General features: G+C 62.3%; 12 protein-coding genes. All 12 read left to right on the forward strand.

Translation table 11 applies throughout. The features are described 5' to 3' along the window. The first annotated feature begins 7 nt into the window (after nucleotides 1-7). The 12 genes from fliR to motD all read left to right on the forward strand — a co-directional run bounded on the left by fliR (nucleotide 8) and on the right by motD (nucleotide 13,488). The gene (gene fliR, locus FH041_RS02030; protein ID WP_027915956.1) at nucleotides 8-784 is read left to right on the forward strand and encodes a flagellar biosynthetic protein FliR; all 777 of its coding nucleotides are present in this window, start codon (nucleotides 8-10) and stop codon (nucleotides 782-784) included. Further along, nucleotides 785-1,927 carry a flagellar biosynthesis protein FlhB gene (gene flhB, locus FH041_RS02035; RefSeq protein ID WP_140174136.1) on the forward strand — a complete coding sequence of 381 codons (1,143 nt, stop codon included), beginning with the start codon at nucleotides 785-787 and terminating at the stop codon, nucleotides 1,925-1,927. It abuts the gene before it with no gap. A 145-nt stretch (nucleotides 1,928-2,072) separates the two neighbouring features. Continuing rightward, nucleotides 2,073-4,202, forward strand: coding sequence for a flagellar biosynthesis protein FlhA (flhA, locus tag FH041_RS02040; protein WP_027915958.1), 2,130 nt, complete (start codon nucleotides 2,073-2,075; stop codon nucleotides 4,200-4,202). A gap of 11 nt (nucleotides 4,203-4,213) precedes the next feature. Next, the gene (flhF, locus tag FH041_RS02045; RefSeq protein ID WP_111475173.1) at nucleotides 4,214-5,524 is read left to right on the forward strand and encodes a flagellar biosynthesis protein FlhF; all 1,311 of its coding nucleotides are present in this window, start codon (nucleotides 4,214-4,216) and stop codon (nucleotides 5,522-5,524) included. Nucleotides 5,525-5,617: 93 nt separating this feature from the next. Beyond that, nucleotides 5,618-6,451 (forward strand): flagellar synthesis regulator FleN, encoded by an 834-nt coding sequence (fleN, locus tag FH041_RS02050; protein WP_023533996.1) that lies wholly within the window; start codon nucleotides 5,618-5,620, stop codon nucleotides 6,449-6,451. Continuing rightward, a complete protein-coding gene (gene fliA, locus FH041_RS02055; protein ID WP_023533945.1) occupies nucleotides 6,448-7,188 on the forward strand; it encodes an RNA polymerase sigma factor FliA in 741 nt (246 codons plus the stop codon). The genes fleN and fliA overlap by 4 nt, the downstream gene beginning before the upstream one ends. Before the next feature lie 105 nt (nucleotides 7,189-7,293). Continuing rightward, on the forward strand, nucleotides 7,294-7,668 hold the full coding sequence (locus tag FH041_RS02060) for a chemotaxis response regulator CheY (protein ID WP_161780420.1): 375 nt from the start codon (nucleotides 7,294-7,296) through the stop codon (nucleotides 7,666-7,668). A 20-nt stretch (nucleotides 7,669-7,688) separates the two neighbouring features. After that, complete coding sequence (locus FH041_RS02065; protein WP_023533920.1) at nucleotides 7,689-8,477, forward strand: protein phosphatase CheZ; 789 nt, start codon at nucleotides 7,689-7,691, stop codon at nucleotides 8,475-8,477. Between the two features lie 12 nt (nucleotides 8,478-8,489). Further along, a complete protein-coding gene (locus tag FH041_RS02070; protein WP_140174137.1) occupies nucleotides 8,490-10,721 on the forward strand; it encodes a chemotaxis protein CheA in 2,232 nt (743 codons plus the stop codon). A gap of 47 nt (nucleotides 10,722-10,768) precedes the next feature. Next, a complete protein-coding gene (locus tag FH041_RS02075) occupies nucleotides 10,769-11,887 on the forward strand; it encodes a chemotaxis response regulator protein-glutamate methylesterase (RefSeq protein ID WP_028687987.1) in 1,119 nt (372 codons plus the stop codon). Beyond that, complete coding sequence (locus FH041_RS02080) at nucleotides 11,887-12,627, forward strand: flagellar motor protein (protein ID WP_027915963.1); 741 nt, start codon at nucleotides 11,887-11,889, stop codon at nucleotides 12,625-12,627. Before FH041_RS02075 ends, FH041_RS02080 begins: the two co-directional genes overlap by 1 nt. A gap of 3 nt (nucleotides 12,628-12,630) precedes the next feature. Further along, the gene (gene motD / locus FH041_RS02085; RefSeq protein WP_028687986.1) at nucleotides 12,631-13,488 is read left to right on the forward strand and encodes a flagellar motor protein MotD; all 858 of its coding nucleotides are present in this window, start codon (nucleotides 12,631-12,633) and stop codon (nucleotides 13,486-13,488) included. The last annotated feature ends 15 nt before the right edge of the window (nucleotides 13,489-13,503 follow it).

Below are 13,503 nucleotides of genomic sequence, written 5' to 3' on the forward strand. Positions count from 1 at the left end.
TGCGCCAATGCTTGAGCTGACCGACACGCAAATCGGCACCTGGGTGGCCACCTTCATCCTGCCGCTGTTCAGGGTGACGGCGGTGCTGATGACCATGCCCATCTTCGGCACGCGCATGTTGCCGGCGCGGGTGCGCTTGTACGTTGCCGTGGCGATTACCGTGGTCATCGTGCCGGCGCTCCCGCCCCTGCCACCGTTCGATCCGTTGAGCCTCAAAGGGGCGCTGCTGTGCGCCGAGCAGATCATCGTCGGTACCATGTTCGGCTTGGGGTTGCAGTTGCTTTTCCAGGCCTTCGTGATCGCCGGGCAGATCGTGGCAGTACAGATGGGGATGGCCTTTGCATCTATGGTCGATCCTGGCAACGGGGTCAACGTCACTGTGATCAGTCAATTCATGACCATGCTGGTGAGCGTGCTGTTTCTGCTGATGAACGGTCACTTGGTGGTATTCGAGGTGTTGACCGAGAGCTTCACCACGCTACCGGTTGGCAATGCCCTGGTGGTCACGCATTTTTGGGAGTTGGTCGGGCGCATGGCGTGGGTGTTCGGCGCTGGGCTGATATTGATCCTGCCGGTGATCGCAGCGCTGCTGGTCGTCAACGTCGCCTTTGGCGTGATGACCCGTGCGGCCCCGCAACTGAATATTTTTTCCATTGGTTTCCCACTGACCTTGGTCATGGGCATGCTCATTTTCTGGATCGGCCTTGCCGATATACTGTCTCATTACCAGGCGTTGGCCAGCGAAACGTTGCTGTGGCTGCGGGATTTGGCGAGGGCCGGTTGAATGGCAGAAAGCGAGAGCGGTCAGGACAAGACAGAGGAACCCACCGAAAAGCGCAAGCGCGACGCACGGGAAAAAGGCGAAATCGCGCGTTCCAAGGAGCTCAACACGGTGGCGGTCACCCTGGCAGGTGCCGGGGGCATATTGGCTTTTGGCGGGTATCTGGCCGAGACTCTGCTGGAAATGATGCGCATGAACTTCAGCCTGACCCGAGAGATCATCGTCGATGAGCGATCCATGGGGGCGTTCTTGCTCACGTCCGGCAAAATGGCCATCTGGGCCGTGCAGCCGATTCTGATCCTGCTATTCGTGATTTCCTTCGTTGCGCCGATCGTACTGGGTGGGTTCGTATTCTCCGGCAGCTTGCTGCAACCCAAATTCAGCCGCATGAACCCACTTTCGGGCATCAAGCGCATGTTCTCCATGAATGCCTTGACCGAATTGCTCAAGGCGCTGGCCAAGTTCTTCGTGATCCTGGTAGTGGCGGTGGCGGTGCTGGCCAGCGACCGTCAAGCTCTGCTGTCGATCGCCAACGAGCCGCTGGAGCAGGCAATCATCCACAGCCTGCAGGTGGTAGGGTGGAGCGCACTCTGGATGTCGGCCGGGCTGTTGCTGATCGCGGCCGCCGACGCCCCGTTCCAGCTGTGGCAGACGCACAAGAAAATGAAGATGACCAAGCAGGAAGTGCGCGACGAGTACAAGGACAGCGAGGGCAAGCCCGAGGTCAAGCAGCGTATCCGCCAGTTGCAACGCGAGGTGTCGCAACGGCGAATGATGGCGGCGGTGCCCCAGGCCGATGTGATCATCACCAACCCGACCCATTACGCCGTCGCGCTGCAGTACGATCCGGAAAACGGGAATTCGGCCCCCTTGCTGCTGGCCAAGGGCAGCAACTTCATGGCCTTGAAGATTCGCGAGATCGGCGCTGAGCACAAGATCCAGATTCTCGAATCCGCCGCCTTGGCTCGGGCGATCTACTACTCCACCGAGGTGGAGCATGAAATTCCTGCCGGCCTGTACTTGGCGGTGGCTCAGGTGTTGGCGTATGTCTTCCAGATCCGTCAGTACCACGCAGGCAAGGGTAAGCGGCCAGATCCGCTGAAGACCGACTTGCCCATTCCGCCCGATCTGCGACGCGACAGTTGACCTTGCGCCGGGGATGGCTGAAATGGCCGCCATAGGGCCAGCACAGGCAATATAAATTCTCCACCCGACAAAGTTGGAAAGCTTCTTGCAATGGCAGCGTCAGTCGCCTGACAGGCGTCAAAGTTTTGCAAGAAGAGGACTCGCGGTGGATCGCACTCAGTTAATCAGCAACGCTCGCCATAACCTGGCCGGTCTCGGGCGGGGCAACCTCGGCGTGCCGCTGTTGCTGTTGGTGATGCTGGCAATGATGATGTTGCCAATACCACCGTTTTTGCTCGACGTGTTCTTCACCTTCAACATCGCCTTGTCCATCGTGGTGCTGCTGGTCAGCGTGTACGCGCTGCGCCCGCTGGACTTCGCCGCTTTCCCCACCATCCTGCTGGTGGCGACCCTGCTGCGACTGGCCCTGAACGTGGCTTCCACCCGCGTGGTCATGCTGCACGGCCAGGAAGGGCACGGCGCCGCGGGCATGGTGATCCAGGCCTTCGGCGATGTGGTCATCGGCGGCAACTACGTGGTCGGTGCGGTGGTCTTCGCCATCCTCATGATCATCAACTTCGTGGTGGTGACCAAGGGTGCGGGGCGTATCTCGGAGGTCAGCGCACGCTTCACCCTCGATGCGATGCCGGGCAAGCAGATGGCCATCGACGCGGACCTGAACGCCGGCCTGATCGACCAGGCGCAAGCCAAGGCGCGCCGCAGCGAGGTCGCCCAGGAGGCTGAGTTCTACGGTTCGATGGACGGTGCCAGCAAGTTCGTGCGCGGTGACGCCATCGCTGGCCTGCTGATCCTGTTCATCAACCTGATCGGTGGCATGCTGATCGGCATGTTGCAGCATGGCATGAGCTTCGGTGATGCCGGCAAGGTGTATGCCCTGCTGACCATCGGTGACGGCCTGGTGGCGCAGCTGCCTTCGCTGCTGCTCTCCACCGCCGCAGCCATCATGGTCACCCGTGCCTCGGGCTCGGAGGACATGGGCAAGCTGATCAACCGCCAGATGTTCGACTCGCCCCGGGCCCTGGCCGTGTCCGGCGCCATCATGATCGTCATGGGCCTTGTGCCGGGCATGCCGCACCTGGCGTTCCTGAGCCTGGGCCTGATGGCGGGCGGCGGTGCCTACCTGGTGTGGAAAAAACAGCATAAGACCAAGGTGCTGGCCCAGCAGGAAGCGCAGCGCCAGCAAGAGCTGCTGCCGTCCCCGCAGAGGGCGGCCGAAACCAAGGAGCTGGGCTGGGACGACGTCACCCCGATCGACATGATCGGCCTCGAGGTGGGTTATCGCTTGATTCCGTTGGTAGACCGCAACCAGGGCGGGCAGCTGCTGGCGCGGATCAAGGGGGTGCGCAAGAAGCTGTCTCAGGACTTGGGCTTTCTCATGCCTACCGTGCACATCCGCGACAACCTGGACCTGCAACCCAGTGCCTATCGCCTGACGTTGATGGGAGTAATCCTGGCCGAAGCAGAGATCTACCCGGACCGCGAGCTTGCCATCAACCCAGGGCAGGTGTTCGGCAGCCTCAACGGCATTGCGGCTCGCGATCCTGCTTTTGGCCTGGAGGCGGTGTGGATCGACGTCGGTCAGCGCTCCCAGGCTCAGTCGCTTGGCTACACCGTCGTAGACGCCAGCACGGTGGTGGCCACTCACCTCAACCAGATATTGCAGAAGCATTGCCACGAGCTGATCGGTCACGAAGAAGTGCAGCAACTGTTGCAAGTCTTGTCCAAGGCGTCGCCCAAGCTGGCGGAAGAGTTGGTGCCGGGTGTCATTTCGCTGTCTGGTCTTCTCAAAGTCCTACAGGCTTTGTTGTCAGAACAGGTGCCAGTGCGCGATATTCGTAGCATTGCCGAATCCATCGCCAACAACGCGGCAAAGAGTCAAGATACCGCCGCTTTGGTCGCGGCCGTGCGCGTCGGATTGTGTCGCGCCATCGTGCAAAGCATTGTTGGCGTTGAGTCCGAGCTGCCTGTGATCACTTTGGAGCCCAGGTTGGAACAGATCTTGCTCAATAGTCTGCAGAGGGCCGGGCAAGGTCAGGAAGACGGAGTGCTTCTTGAGCCGAGCATGGCCGAAAAGCTGCAGCGTTCGCTGATCGAAGCCGCACAGCGTCAGGAGATGCAAGGCCAGCCGGCCATCCTCCTGGTTGCTGGCCCGATCCGTGCCATGCTGTCGCGTTTCGGTCGGCTGGCCGTACCGAATTTGCATGTGCTGGCGTATCAGGAAATACCGGACAACAAGCAAGTCACCATCGTTGCCACCGTGGGCCCTAATGGCTGAGGTAGTGGATAATGCAAGTTAAGCGATTCTTCGCCGCTGATATGCGTCAGGCCATGAAGCTGGTGCGCGATGAGCTGGGCGCTGATGCGGCCATCATCGGCAATCGCCGTATCGCAGGCGGGGTCGAACTGACCGCCGCGCTGGACTACAAGCTGTCCGCCCTGGCACCTCGGGTACCGAACGTCGAACTCGAAGAAGAGCTTCGCAAGACGCACACGCGCATCGCCACGGCCAAGGCCGAGCTCGAACAGCGCCCGGACAGCAGCGACAGCAATCGCCAACTGTTCGCCGGTCAATCGCTCACGGCGGCCGAGCCCTTGGTCGAGTCGCATGTCGATACCCCGCAGCCGGCCGCCACCGCAAGCAGCCAGGCCTCGGTGGACCCGCGCCTGTTCGACGCCATGCGCTCGGAGCTGTCCGGCTTGCGCGAATTGCTGGAAGTGCAGCTGGGGTCGCTGGCCTGGACCCAGCTGCAAGGTAGCAAGCCGCAGCAGGCCACGTTGTGGCGCCGGCTGCAGCGCATCGGCCTGTCTGGCCCCATTGCCCGCGAATTGCTCGAGCTGACCAAGGACATCGAGGAGCCTCGCCACGCCTGGCGTATGCTGCTGGCGCACCTGGCGCGCATGATCCGTACGCCTGACGTCGAACCGATCGAGGACGGCGGCGTGATTGCCGTCGTCGGCCCAGCCGGCATGGGCAAGACCACCACCCTGGCCAAGCTCGCGGCGCGTTATGTGCTCAAGTACGGCGCCCACAACCTGGCGCTGGTGAGCATGGACAGTTTTCGCATCGGCGCCCAGGAACAGCTCAAGACCCTGGGCCGGATCCTGAATGTGCCGGTCACCTATGTCGACCCCGGTCAGTCGTTGGCGGCGGCGCTCGAGCCGCTGCTGCGCAAACGCGTGGTGCTGATTGATACGGCCGGCCTGCAAGCCAGCGACCCGGCCTTGCGCATGCAGCTCGATACCCTGGCCGGTCGCGGTATCGCTGCGAAGAATTACCTGGTCCTGGCCACCACCAGCCAGAAGCAGGTGCTGACCGCGGCCTACCACAGCTACAAGCGCTGCGGGCTGGCCGGCTGCATCCTGACCAAACTCGACGAGTCGGCAAGCCTGGGCGATGTCCTGAGCCTTGCCATCAGTTTCCGACTGCCCGTGGCCTACCTTACCGATGGGCCGCGTATCCCGGACGATCTGCACTTGCCCCGTGGGCACCAGCTGGTCACCCGCGCGGTCAATGTGCAGCAGCAGGACGAGCCCAGCGAGGAGGCCATGGCCGACATGTTCGCTGATCTCTACCACAACCCACGGCGAGCGGGTTGAAAATGAAATGTGTGCAAGGTAGCTATGCCAAGGGGTACGCAGCATTGCCCTTCGTGTGGCATGAGTCCCAGCGAGACAAGGTAAAGAACAGACATGGGTAGCATGCATCCCGTACAGGTGATCGCCGTGACCGGTGGCAAAGGTGGCGTCGGCAAGACAAATGTTTCAGTGAACCTGTCTCTGGCGTTGGCCGAGCTGGGCCGCAGGGTCATGCTGCTCGACGCCGACCTGGGCCTGGCCAATGTCGATGTGTTGCTGGGCCTTGCGCCCAAGCGCACGCTGGCCGATGTCATCGAGGGGCGTTGCGAACTGCGCGATGTGATGCTGCAGGGCCCGGGCGGTGTGCGCATCGTCCCGGCCGCTTCGGGCACCCAGAGCATGGTGCACCTTGCGCCTGCCCAGCATGCGGGTCTGATCCAGGCGTTCAGCGAAGTCGGCGACAACCTCGATGTGCTGGTGATTGATACTGCGGCCGGCATCGGCGATTCGGTGGTCAGCTTCGTGCGCGCGGCTCAGGAAGTGCTGCTGGTGGTGTGCGATGAGCCGACCTCGATCACCGATGCCTACGCGCTGATCAAGCTGCTCAACCGCGATTACGGCATGAATCGCTTCCGGGTGCTGGCCAATATGGCCCAGAGCCCCCAGGAAGGGCGCAACCTGTTTGCCAAGCTGACCAAGGTCACCGACCGCTTCCTGGATGTGGCGCTTCAGTACGTGGGCGCCGTGCCTTACGACGAATGCGTGCGCAAGGCGGTGCAGAAACAGCGTGCCGTGTACGAGGCGTTCCCGCGCTCCAAATGCGCCTTGGCCTTCAAGGCCATTGCGCAGAAGGTCGACAGCTGGCCGCTGCCTGCCAACCCCCGTGGCCACCTGGAGTTCTTCGTCGAACGCCTGGTACAGCCGACCAGTGCAGGTTCGATGTCATGAGCGCCAGCGGCTTCAAGATGTACAGCCGCGCCTCGAAGGACGCGCAATATGAGCTGATCGAGCGCTATGCCCCGCTGGTCAAGCGCATCGCCTATCACCTGCTTGCGCGACTGCCTGCCAACGTGCAGGTCGAGGACCTGATCCAGGCGGGCATGATCGGTCTGCTCGAGGTCGCCAACAAGTATGACGCCAGCAAGGGCGCCAGCTTCGAGACCTATGCCGGCATCCGCATTCGCGGCGCCATGCTCGACGAGGTGCGCAAAGGCGACTGGGCGCCGCGTTCGGTGCACCGCAACACCCGCATGGTCAGCGACGCGATGCGCGCGGTAGAAGCCAAAACCGGGCGCGACGCTAAAGATCATGAAGTTGCTGCCGAACTCAAGTTGAGCCTCGATGATTATTACGGGATTCTCAACGACACACTGGGCAGCCGCCTGTTCAGCTTCGACGACCTGTTGCAGGACGGCGAGCACGAAGGCTTGCATGAGGACGGCGTTAGCGGCCAGGCCGAGCCTGCCCGTGGGTTGGAGGAAGAGCGGTTCCAGGTCGCGTTGACCGAGGCCATCGCCAACCTGCCGGAGCGTGAGCGCCTGGTGCTGGCGCTGTACTACGACGAGGAACTGAACCTCAAGGAGATCGGTGAGGTCTTGGGGGTCAGCGAGTCGCGGGTCAGCCAGTTGCACAGCCAATGCGCCGCGCGCCTGCGCAGCCGCCTGGGGGAATGGCGGGCCCGTTGAGCCCGCCGCCGTCGTTGCCGTTTTCCACGTTGTACCGAATCGATTGAGTGCGCGCTCGGGGCCCAGCGCGTTTGAGACTGCTTGGAGGTCTAATTGGACAAAAACATGAAAATCCTCATCGTCGACGACTTTTCGACGATGCGGCGCATCATCAAGAACCTGCTGCGTGACCTGGGCTTCACCAACACCAGCGAAGCCGATGACGGCATGACGGCGCTGCCCATGCTCGAAAATGGCCATTACGATTTTCTGGTAACTGACTGGAACATGCCGGGCATGTCCGGTATCGACCTGCTGCGCAAAGTGCGCGCCAGCGACAAGCTCAAGAGCTTGCCGGTGTTGATGGTGACCGCGGAAGCCAAGCGCGACCAGATCATCGAGGCCGCCCAGGCAGGCGTGAATGGCTATGTGGTCAAGCCGTTCACCGCCCAGGTGCTCAAAGAAAAGATCGAGAAGATCTTCGAACGCGTCAACGGCTGAGTCACGTCAGGGGGCGCGCCATGAGTTCATCACACACGTCATTGGGCGAGTTCGAATCGACCCTCAAAAAGCATGCCCAGGAGTTGGTCGAAAGCCTGGAGCGCGGACGGTTCGGCGAGGCGGTGCAACTCATTCACGAGTTGAACCAGACCCGCGATCGGGGGCTGTACCAGGAAGTGGGCAAGCTGACCCGCGAACTGCACAGCGCCATCGTCAGTTTCCAGATCGACCCGACCATACCCCAGGCCGAAGAGGTGTCGCAGATTACCGACGCCACCGAACGCCTGTCCTATGTGGTCAAGCTCACCGAAGGGGCGGCAAACCGCACCATGGACCTGGTCGAGGAAAGCACGCCTGTGCTCAACGACCTGGCCAGCGAAGCCAAAGCGCTGAGTGCCGATTGGCAGCGCTTCATGCGCCGGGAAGTGAACGCCACGGAGTTTCGCGACCTGGCCAAGCGCGTCGACGGTTTCTTGGCGCACAGCGCCGAAGGTAACCGCAAGGTGGCTGGCCATCTCAACGACATCCTGCTGGCCCAGGATTACCAGGACCTGACCGGGCAGGTGATCAAGCGCGTCACGGCGTTGGTGACCGAAGTGGAAAGCAACCTGCTGAAACTGGTGATGATGGCCAGCCAGGTCGACCGCTTTGCGGGCATCCAGCATGACCAGGATCAGTTGCGCGCAGAAAAAGATCGAGAAAAACATCCGACTCGGGGTGAAGGTCCGCAGATTCATGCCGATAAGCGTGAAGACGTCGTGTCCGGTCAGGACGATGTCGATGATCTGCTATCCAGCCTGGGTTTTTAAGGAGCACCTTTGATGAGCTTCGGCGCCGATGAAGAAATCCTTCAGGATTTCCTGGTAGAAGCCGGTGAAATACTTGAGCAATTGTCCGAGCAGCTGGTCGAGCTTGAAAGCCGCCCTGACGATGCCGACTTGCTCAATGCAATTTTTCGCGGTTTCCACACTGTAAAAGGGGGCGCCGGCTTCCTCCAGCTCAATGAGCTGGTGGAGTGCTGCCATATCGCCGAGAACGTGTTCGACGTGCTGCGCAAAGGTGAGCGCCGGGTCGATGCAGAACTGATGGATGTGGTGCTCGAAGCACTGGATGCCGTCAACGGCATGTTCGCCCAGGTGCGTGAGCGCAGCGAGGTCACACCGGCCACGCCCGAGCTGCTGGCAGCCCTGGCGCGTCTGGCAGAGCCCGGCAGCGCCGAAGCGGCCCCAGCCCCGGCTGCGCCCGTGCCGGTTGAACCTGCACCCGTGCAGCAGGCTGCGCAAGCTACCGAAGCTGACATCACCGACAGCGAATTCGAGCAACTGCTCGATTCGCTCGACGCAGTCAAAGCCCAGGCGGCGGCCGAGCAGATGCCTGCCGAGCCGGTCAGCGGCCAGGGTGACGACATCACCGATGCCGAATTCGAGTCGCTGCTCGACCAGTTGCATGGCAAGGGCCAGTTCAGTGCCGAAGTGACGGCCCAGCCGGTGGCTGCCGCTGCCGAGCCGGCCAGCGATGAAATTACCGACGCCGAGTTCGAGTCGCTGCTGGATCAGTTGCATGGTAAAGGCACGTTCCAGGCCGATGCCTTGCCCGCAGCCAAGGCGGCGGCGCCTGTCGAACAAACATCTGCCATCACTGGCGACGACATCAGTGAGCACGAGTTCGAGGCGTTGCTAGACCAGCTGCATGGCAAGGGCAAGTTCAATGGCGACGTGGCTGCCGTCGATGCACCTGCCAGTGTTCAGGCCGCAGCCCCAGCCAGGGCCGAGGCGCCGGCGGTCGCCCGTCCTGCTGGCGCGGCGGCACCGGTTGCAGCGCCCAAGCCTGCCGCGGCCCCGCGGGCGCCAGCGGCGAGTGCCGACAAGCACGCGGTCAGCGAAGCGGAAACGACCGTCAGGGTCGATACCGCGCGCCTGGACGAGATCATGAACATGGTCGGCGAACTGGTGCTGGTGCGTAACCGTCTGGTACGCCTGGGCCTGAACAGCGGCGATGAAGCCATGTCCAAGGCCGTGTCGAACCTCGACGTGGTCACCGCCGACTTGCAGACGGCGGTGATGAAGACGCGCATGCAGCCGATCAAGAAAGTGTTCGGCCGCTTCCCGCGCCTGGTGCGTGACCTGGCGCGGCAGTTGAAGAAAGAGATCAACCTTGAACTGGTGGGCGAAGAAACCGACCTGGACAAGAACCTGGTCGAGGCGCTGGCCGACCCGCTGGTGCACTTGGTGCGCAACGCCGTGGACCATGGGGTGGAAATGCCCGATGAGCGCGAGGCCGCGGGCAAGGCGCGCACCGGGCGTGTCGTATTGTCTGCCGAGCAGGAAGGCGACCATATCCTGCTGTCGATTTCCGACGACGGCAAAGGCATGGACCCGAACGTACTGCGTGCCAAGGCCGTGGAAAAGGGCCTGATGGACAAGGACGCCGCCGACCGCCTGAGTGAGTCGGACTGCTACAACCTGATCTTCGCCCCGGGCTTTTCCACCAAGACCGAGATTTCCGACGTCTCCGGGCGGGGCGTGGGCATGGACGTGGTCAAGACCAAGATCTCCCAGCTCAACGGCTCGATCAACATCTACTCGGCCAAGGGGCAGGGCTCGAAGATCGTCATCAAGGTCCCGTTGACCCTGGCGATCATGCCCACCCTGATGGTGATGCTGGGCAACCAGGCGTTCGCCTTCCCGCTGGTCAACGTCAACGAGATCTTCCACCTGGACCTGTCGCGCACCAACGTGGTCGATGGCCAGGAAGTGGTGATCGTGCGAGACAAGGCGTTGCCGCTGTTCTACCTCAAGCGCTGGCTGGTCCAGGGCCAGGTGCATGAAGAACAACATGAAGGTCACGTGGTGATCCTGTCGGTCGGCACCCAGCGCATCGGCTTTGTCGTCGATCAACTGGTGGGCCAGGAAGAAGTGGTAATCAAGCCTCTGGGCAAGATGTTGCAAGGCACCCCGGGGATGTCCGGGGCCACCATCACCGGCGACGGTCGCATTGCGCTGATTCTCGACGTCCCGAGCATGCTCAAGCGTTACGCCGCGCGGCGTATTTGATCTCGGCTGCGCCCCCTTGGCCGGAGGCGCCGCCTAACGGAGTGTTTATGGCAGTCAAGGTCCTGGTGGTGGATGATTCCGGTTTCTTCCGCCGCCGCGTCTCGGAAATCCTCTCGGGGGACTCGACGATCCAGGTAGTGGGCACTGCAACCAACGGCAAGGAAGCGATCGACCAGGCGCTTGCGCTCAAGCCCGATGTGATCACCATGGACTACGAGATGCCCATGATGGATGGCATCACGGCGGTGCGGCACATCATGCAAAGGTGCCCGACACCTGTGCTGATGTTCTCATCGCTCACCCATGAAGGCGCTCGGGTCACGCTCGATGCGCTCGATGCCGGGGCGGTGGACTACCTGCCGAAGAATTTCGAAGACATCTCGCGCAACCCCGAGAAGGTCAAGCAGATGCTGTGCGAGAAGGTGCATACCCTGTCGCGAAGCAATCGCCGCATGGCCAGTTACGCCCGCCCGGCGGTCGCGCCCGCTGCTGCCCCTGCGCCGACGCCCACAACAGCCACCAGCGCTGCAGCGTCGGCACCGGTGCGCAGCACCGCTGCCCCCGTCAGGCCGGCGGCTGCCCATTCGCCTGCGCCCAAGCGCAAGCCTTACAAGCTCGTTGCCATCGGCACCTCGACCGGGGGACCGGTGGCCTTGCAGCGTGTGCTCACGCAATTGCCAGGCAATTTCCCGGCGCCGATCGTGCTCATCCAGCACATGCCGGCAGCCTTCACCAAGGCCTTTGCAGAGCGCCTGGACAAGCTGTGCCGGATCAGCGTCAAGGAAGCCGAAGATGGCGACATTCTGCGCCCCGGGCTGGCGCTGTTGGCCCCCGGTGGCAAACAGATGATGATCGATGGCCGTGGAACCGTGAAGATTCTGCCCGGTGACGAGCGGCTCAACTACAAGCCCTGCGTGGACATTACCTTTGGCTCGGCAGCCAAGTCCTATGGCGACAAGGTGTTGTCCGTGGTGCTGACGGGCATGGGCGCGGACGGCCGGGAAGGGGCGCGCCTGCTCAAGCAGGGTGGCAGCACGGTGTGGGCGCAGGATGAAGCCAGCTGCGTGATTTATGGCATGCCCATGGCGATCGTCAAGGCCAACCTAGCCGATGCGGTGTACAGCCTCGACGATATTGGCCGGCACCTGGTGGAGGCGTGCGTCTGATGGACGTGCTCAGCCTGATTGGCCTGATCCTGGCTTTTGTCGCCATCGTGGGCGGTAACTTCCTCGAAGGCGGCCATGTGGGCGCCTTGATCAATGGGCCGGCAGCGCTGATCGTATTGGGCGGTACCCTGGCGGCAGCCTTGCTGCAATCGCCGCTCTCCTCGTTCAAGCGGGCCTTGCAGATCCTGCGCTGGATCCTGTTTCCACCGCGCGTCGATCTGCCGGGTGGGGTTGATCGCGTGGTGAACTGGAGCCTCACGGCGCGCAAGGAAGGCCTGCTCGGGCTGGAAGGGGTAGCCGATGGCGAGCCTGACCCTTACGCGCGCAAGGGCTTGCAGTTGCTGGTCGACGGCGCCGAGCCCGAAGCCATTCGCAGCATCCTCGAAGTGGATTTCCTGACCCAGGAGGGCCGTGACCTGCAGGCTGCCAAAGTCTTCGAGAGCATGGGCGGGTACGCTCCGACCATCGGAATCATCGGCGCGGTGATGGGGCTGATTCACGTCATGGGCAACCTGGCCGACCCGGCGCAACTGGGCAACGGCATCGCCGTTGCCTTCGTGGCGACCATCTACGGGGTCGCCAGCGCCAACCTGATCCTGTTACCCATCGCCAACAAGCTCAAGGCGCTGGTGCTGCGCCAGTCGCGTTACCGGGAAATGCTCCTCGAAGGCCTGCTGTCCATTGCCGAAGGCGAGAACCCGCGCTCGATCGAGCTGAAGCTGCAAGGCTTCATGGAGTAGCCCATGCGTCGTCGCCGTCATGCCGAGGAGCCGGAAAACCACGAACGCTGGCTGGTATCCTACGCCGACTTCATCACCTTGCTGTTCGCCTTTTTCGTGGTGATGTATTCGATTTCCTCGGTCAACGAGGGCAAGTACAAGGTGGTGTCCCAAGCCTTGTTGGGCGTGTTCAACGACCCTGAGCGCAGCATGAGGCCCATTCCCATCGGGGATGAGCGTCCGCTGACCGTGCGACCTGCCCAGCCCTTGGTCAAGGACAGCGAGCAGTCCGACGCTGGCCTGACGGCCGCCAGCAACGACCCGCTCAAGACCATCGCCGATGAAGTGCGCGACGCCTTTGGTGACCTCATCAAGGGTGATCAGATGACGATCCGGGGCAACGAGCTGTGGATCGAGATCGAGCTCAATTCCTCGTTGCTGTTCGGCAGTGGCGATGCCATGCCCAGTGACAATGCATTCGCCATCATCGACAAGGTGGCGGCCATTCTCAAGCCTTTCGCCAACCCGGTTCACGTCGAAGGCTTCACCGATAACCAGCCTATCCGTACGGCGCAATACCCGACCAATTGGGAGCTTTCCTCGGCCCGTGCCGCCAGTATCGTCAGGCTGTTGGCCATGGGCGGCGTGAACCCTGGGCGTATGGCCTCGGTGGGCTACGGCGAGTATCAGCCCGTGACGGGCAATGATACCCCCGAGGGCCGGGCCCGTAACCGGCGCGTGGTACTGGTGATATCCCGCAACCTTGAGGTGCGCCGCAGCCTGACCAGTACCGGTGCTGCCAATGCCACGCCTGATGCTGCACTGCGCCGGGCTGGCACACAAAGTGCACCGGCAAGCTCAGCAGCGGTGGCAGGCCAGTGACTCGTCAATTCTCTG

Origin of the sequence: Pseudomonas sp. SWI7 (genome assembly GCF_006351945.1) — a bacterium.
In the GTDB taxonomy this organism is placed as follows: Bacteria; Pseudomonadota; Gammaproteobacteria; order Pseudomonadales; family Pseudomonadaceae; genus Aquipseudomonas; species Aquipseudomonas fulva.

Excerpts from the sequence above, each read along its gene's own strand:
- fliR (WP_027915956.1), top strand. The coding sequence starts at position 8 with ATGCTTGAGCTGACCGACACGCAAATCGGCACCTGGGTGGCCACCTTC.
- flhB (WP_140174136.1), top strand. The coding sequence starts at position 785 with ATGGCAGAAAGCGAGAGCGGTCAGGACAAGACAGAGGAACCCACCGAA.
- flhF (WP_111475173.1), top strand. The coding sequence starts at position 4,214 with ATGCAAGTTAAGCGATTCTTCGCCGCTGATATGCGTCAGGCCATGAAG.
- fleN (WP_023533996.1), top strand. The coding sequence starts at position 5,618 with ATGGGTAGCATGCATCCCGTACAGGTGATCGCCGTGACCGGTGGCAAA.
- fliA (WP_023533945.1), top strand. The coding sequence starts at position 6,448 with ATGAGCGCCAGCGGCTTCAAGATGTACAGCCGCGCCTCGAAGGACGCG.
- FH041_RS02060 (WP_161780420.1), top strand. The coding sequence starts at position 7,294 with ATGAAAATCCTCATCGTCGACGACTTTTCGACGATGCGGCGCATCATC.
- FH041_RS02065 (WP_023533920.1), top strand. The coding sequence starts at position 7,689 with ATGAGTTCATCACACACGTCATTGGGCGAGTTCGAATCGACCCTCAAA.
- FH041_RS02070 (WP_140174137.1), top strand. The coding sequence starts at position 8,490 with ATGAGCTTCGGCGCCGATGAAGAAATCCTTCAGGATTTCCTGGTAGAA.
- FH041_RS02075 (WP_028687987.1), top strand. The coding sequence starts at position 10,769 with ATGGCAGTCAAGGTCCTGGTGGTGGATGATTCCGGTTTCTTCCGCCGC.
- FH041_RS02080 (WP_027915963.1), top strand. The coding sequence starts at position 11,887 with ATGGACGTGCTCAGCCTGATTGGCCTGATCCTGGCTTTTGTCGCCATC.
- motD (WP_028687986.1), top strand. The coding sequence starts at position 12,631 with ATGCGTCGTCGCCGTCATGCCGAGGAGCCGGAAAACCACGAACGCTGG.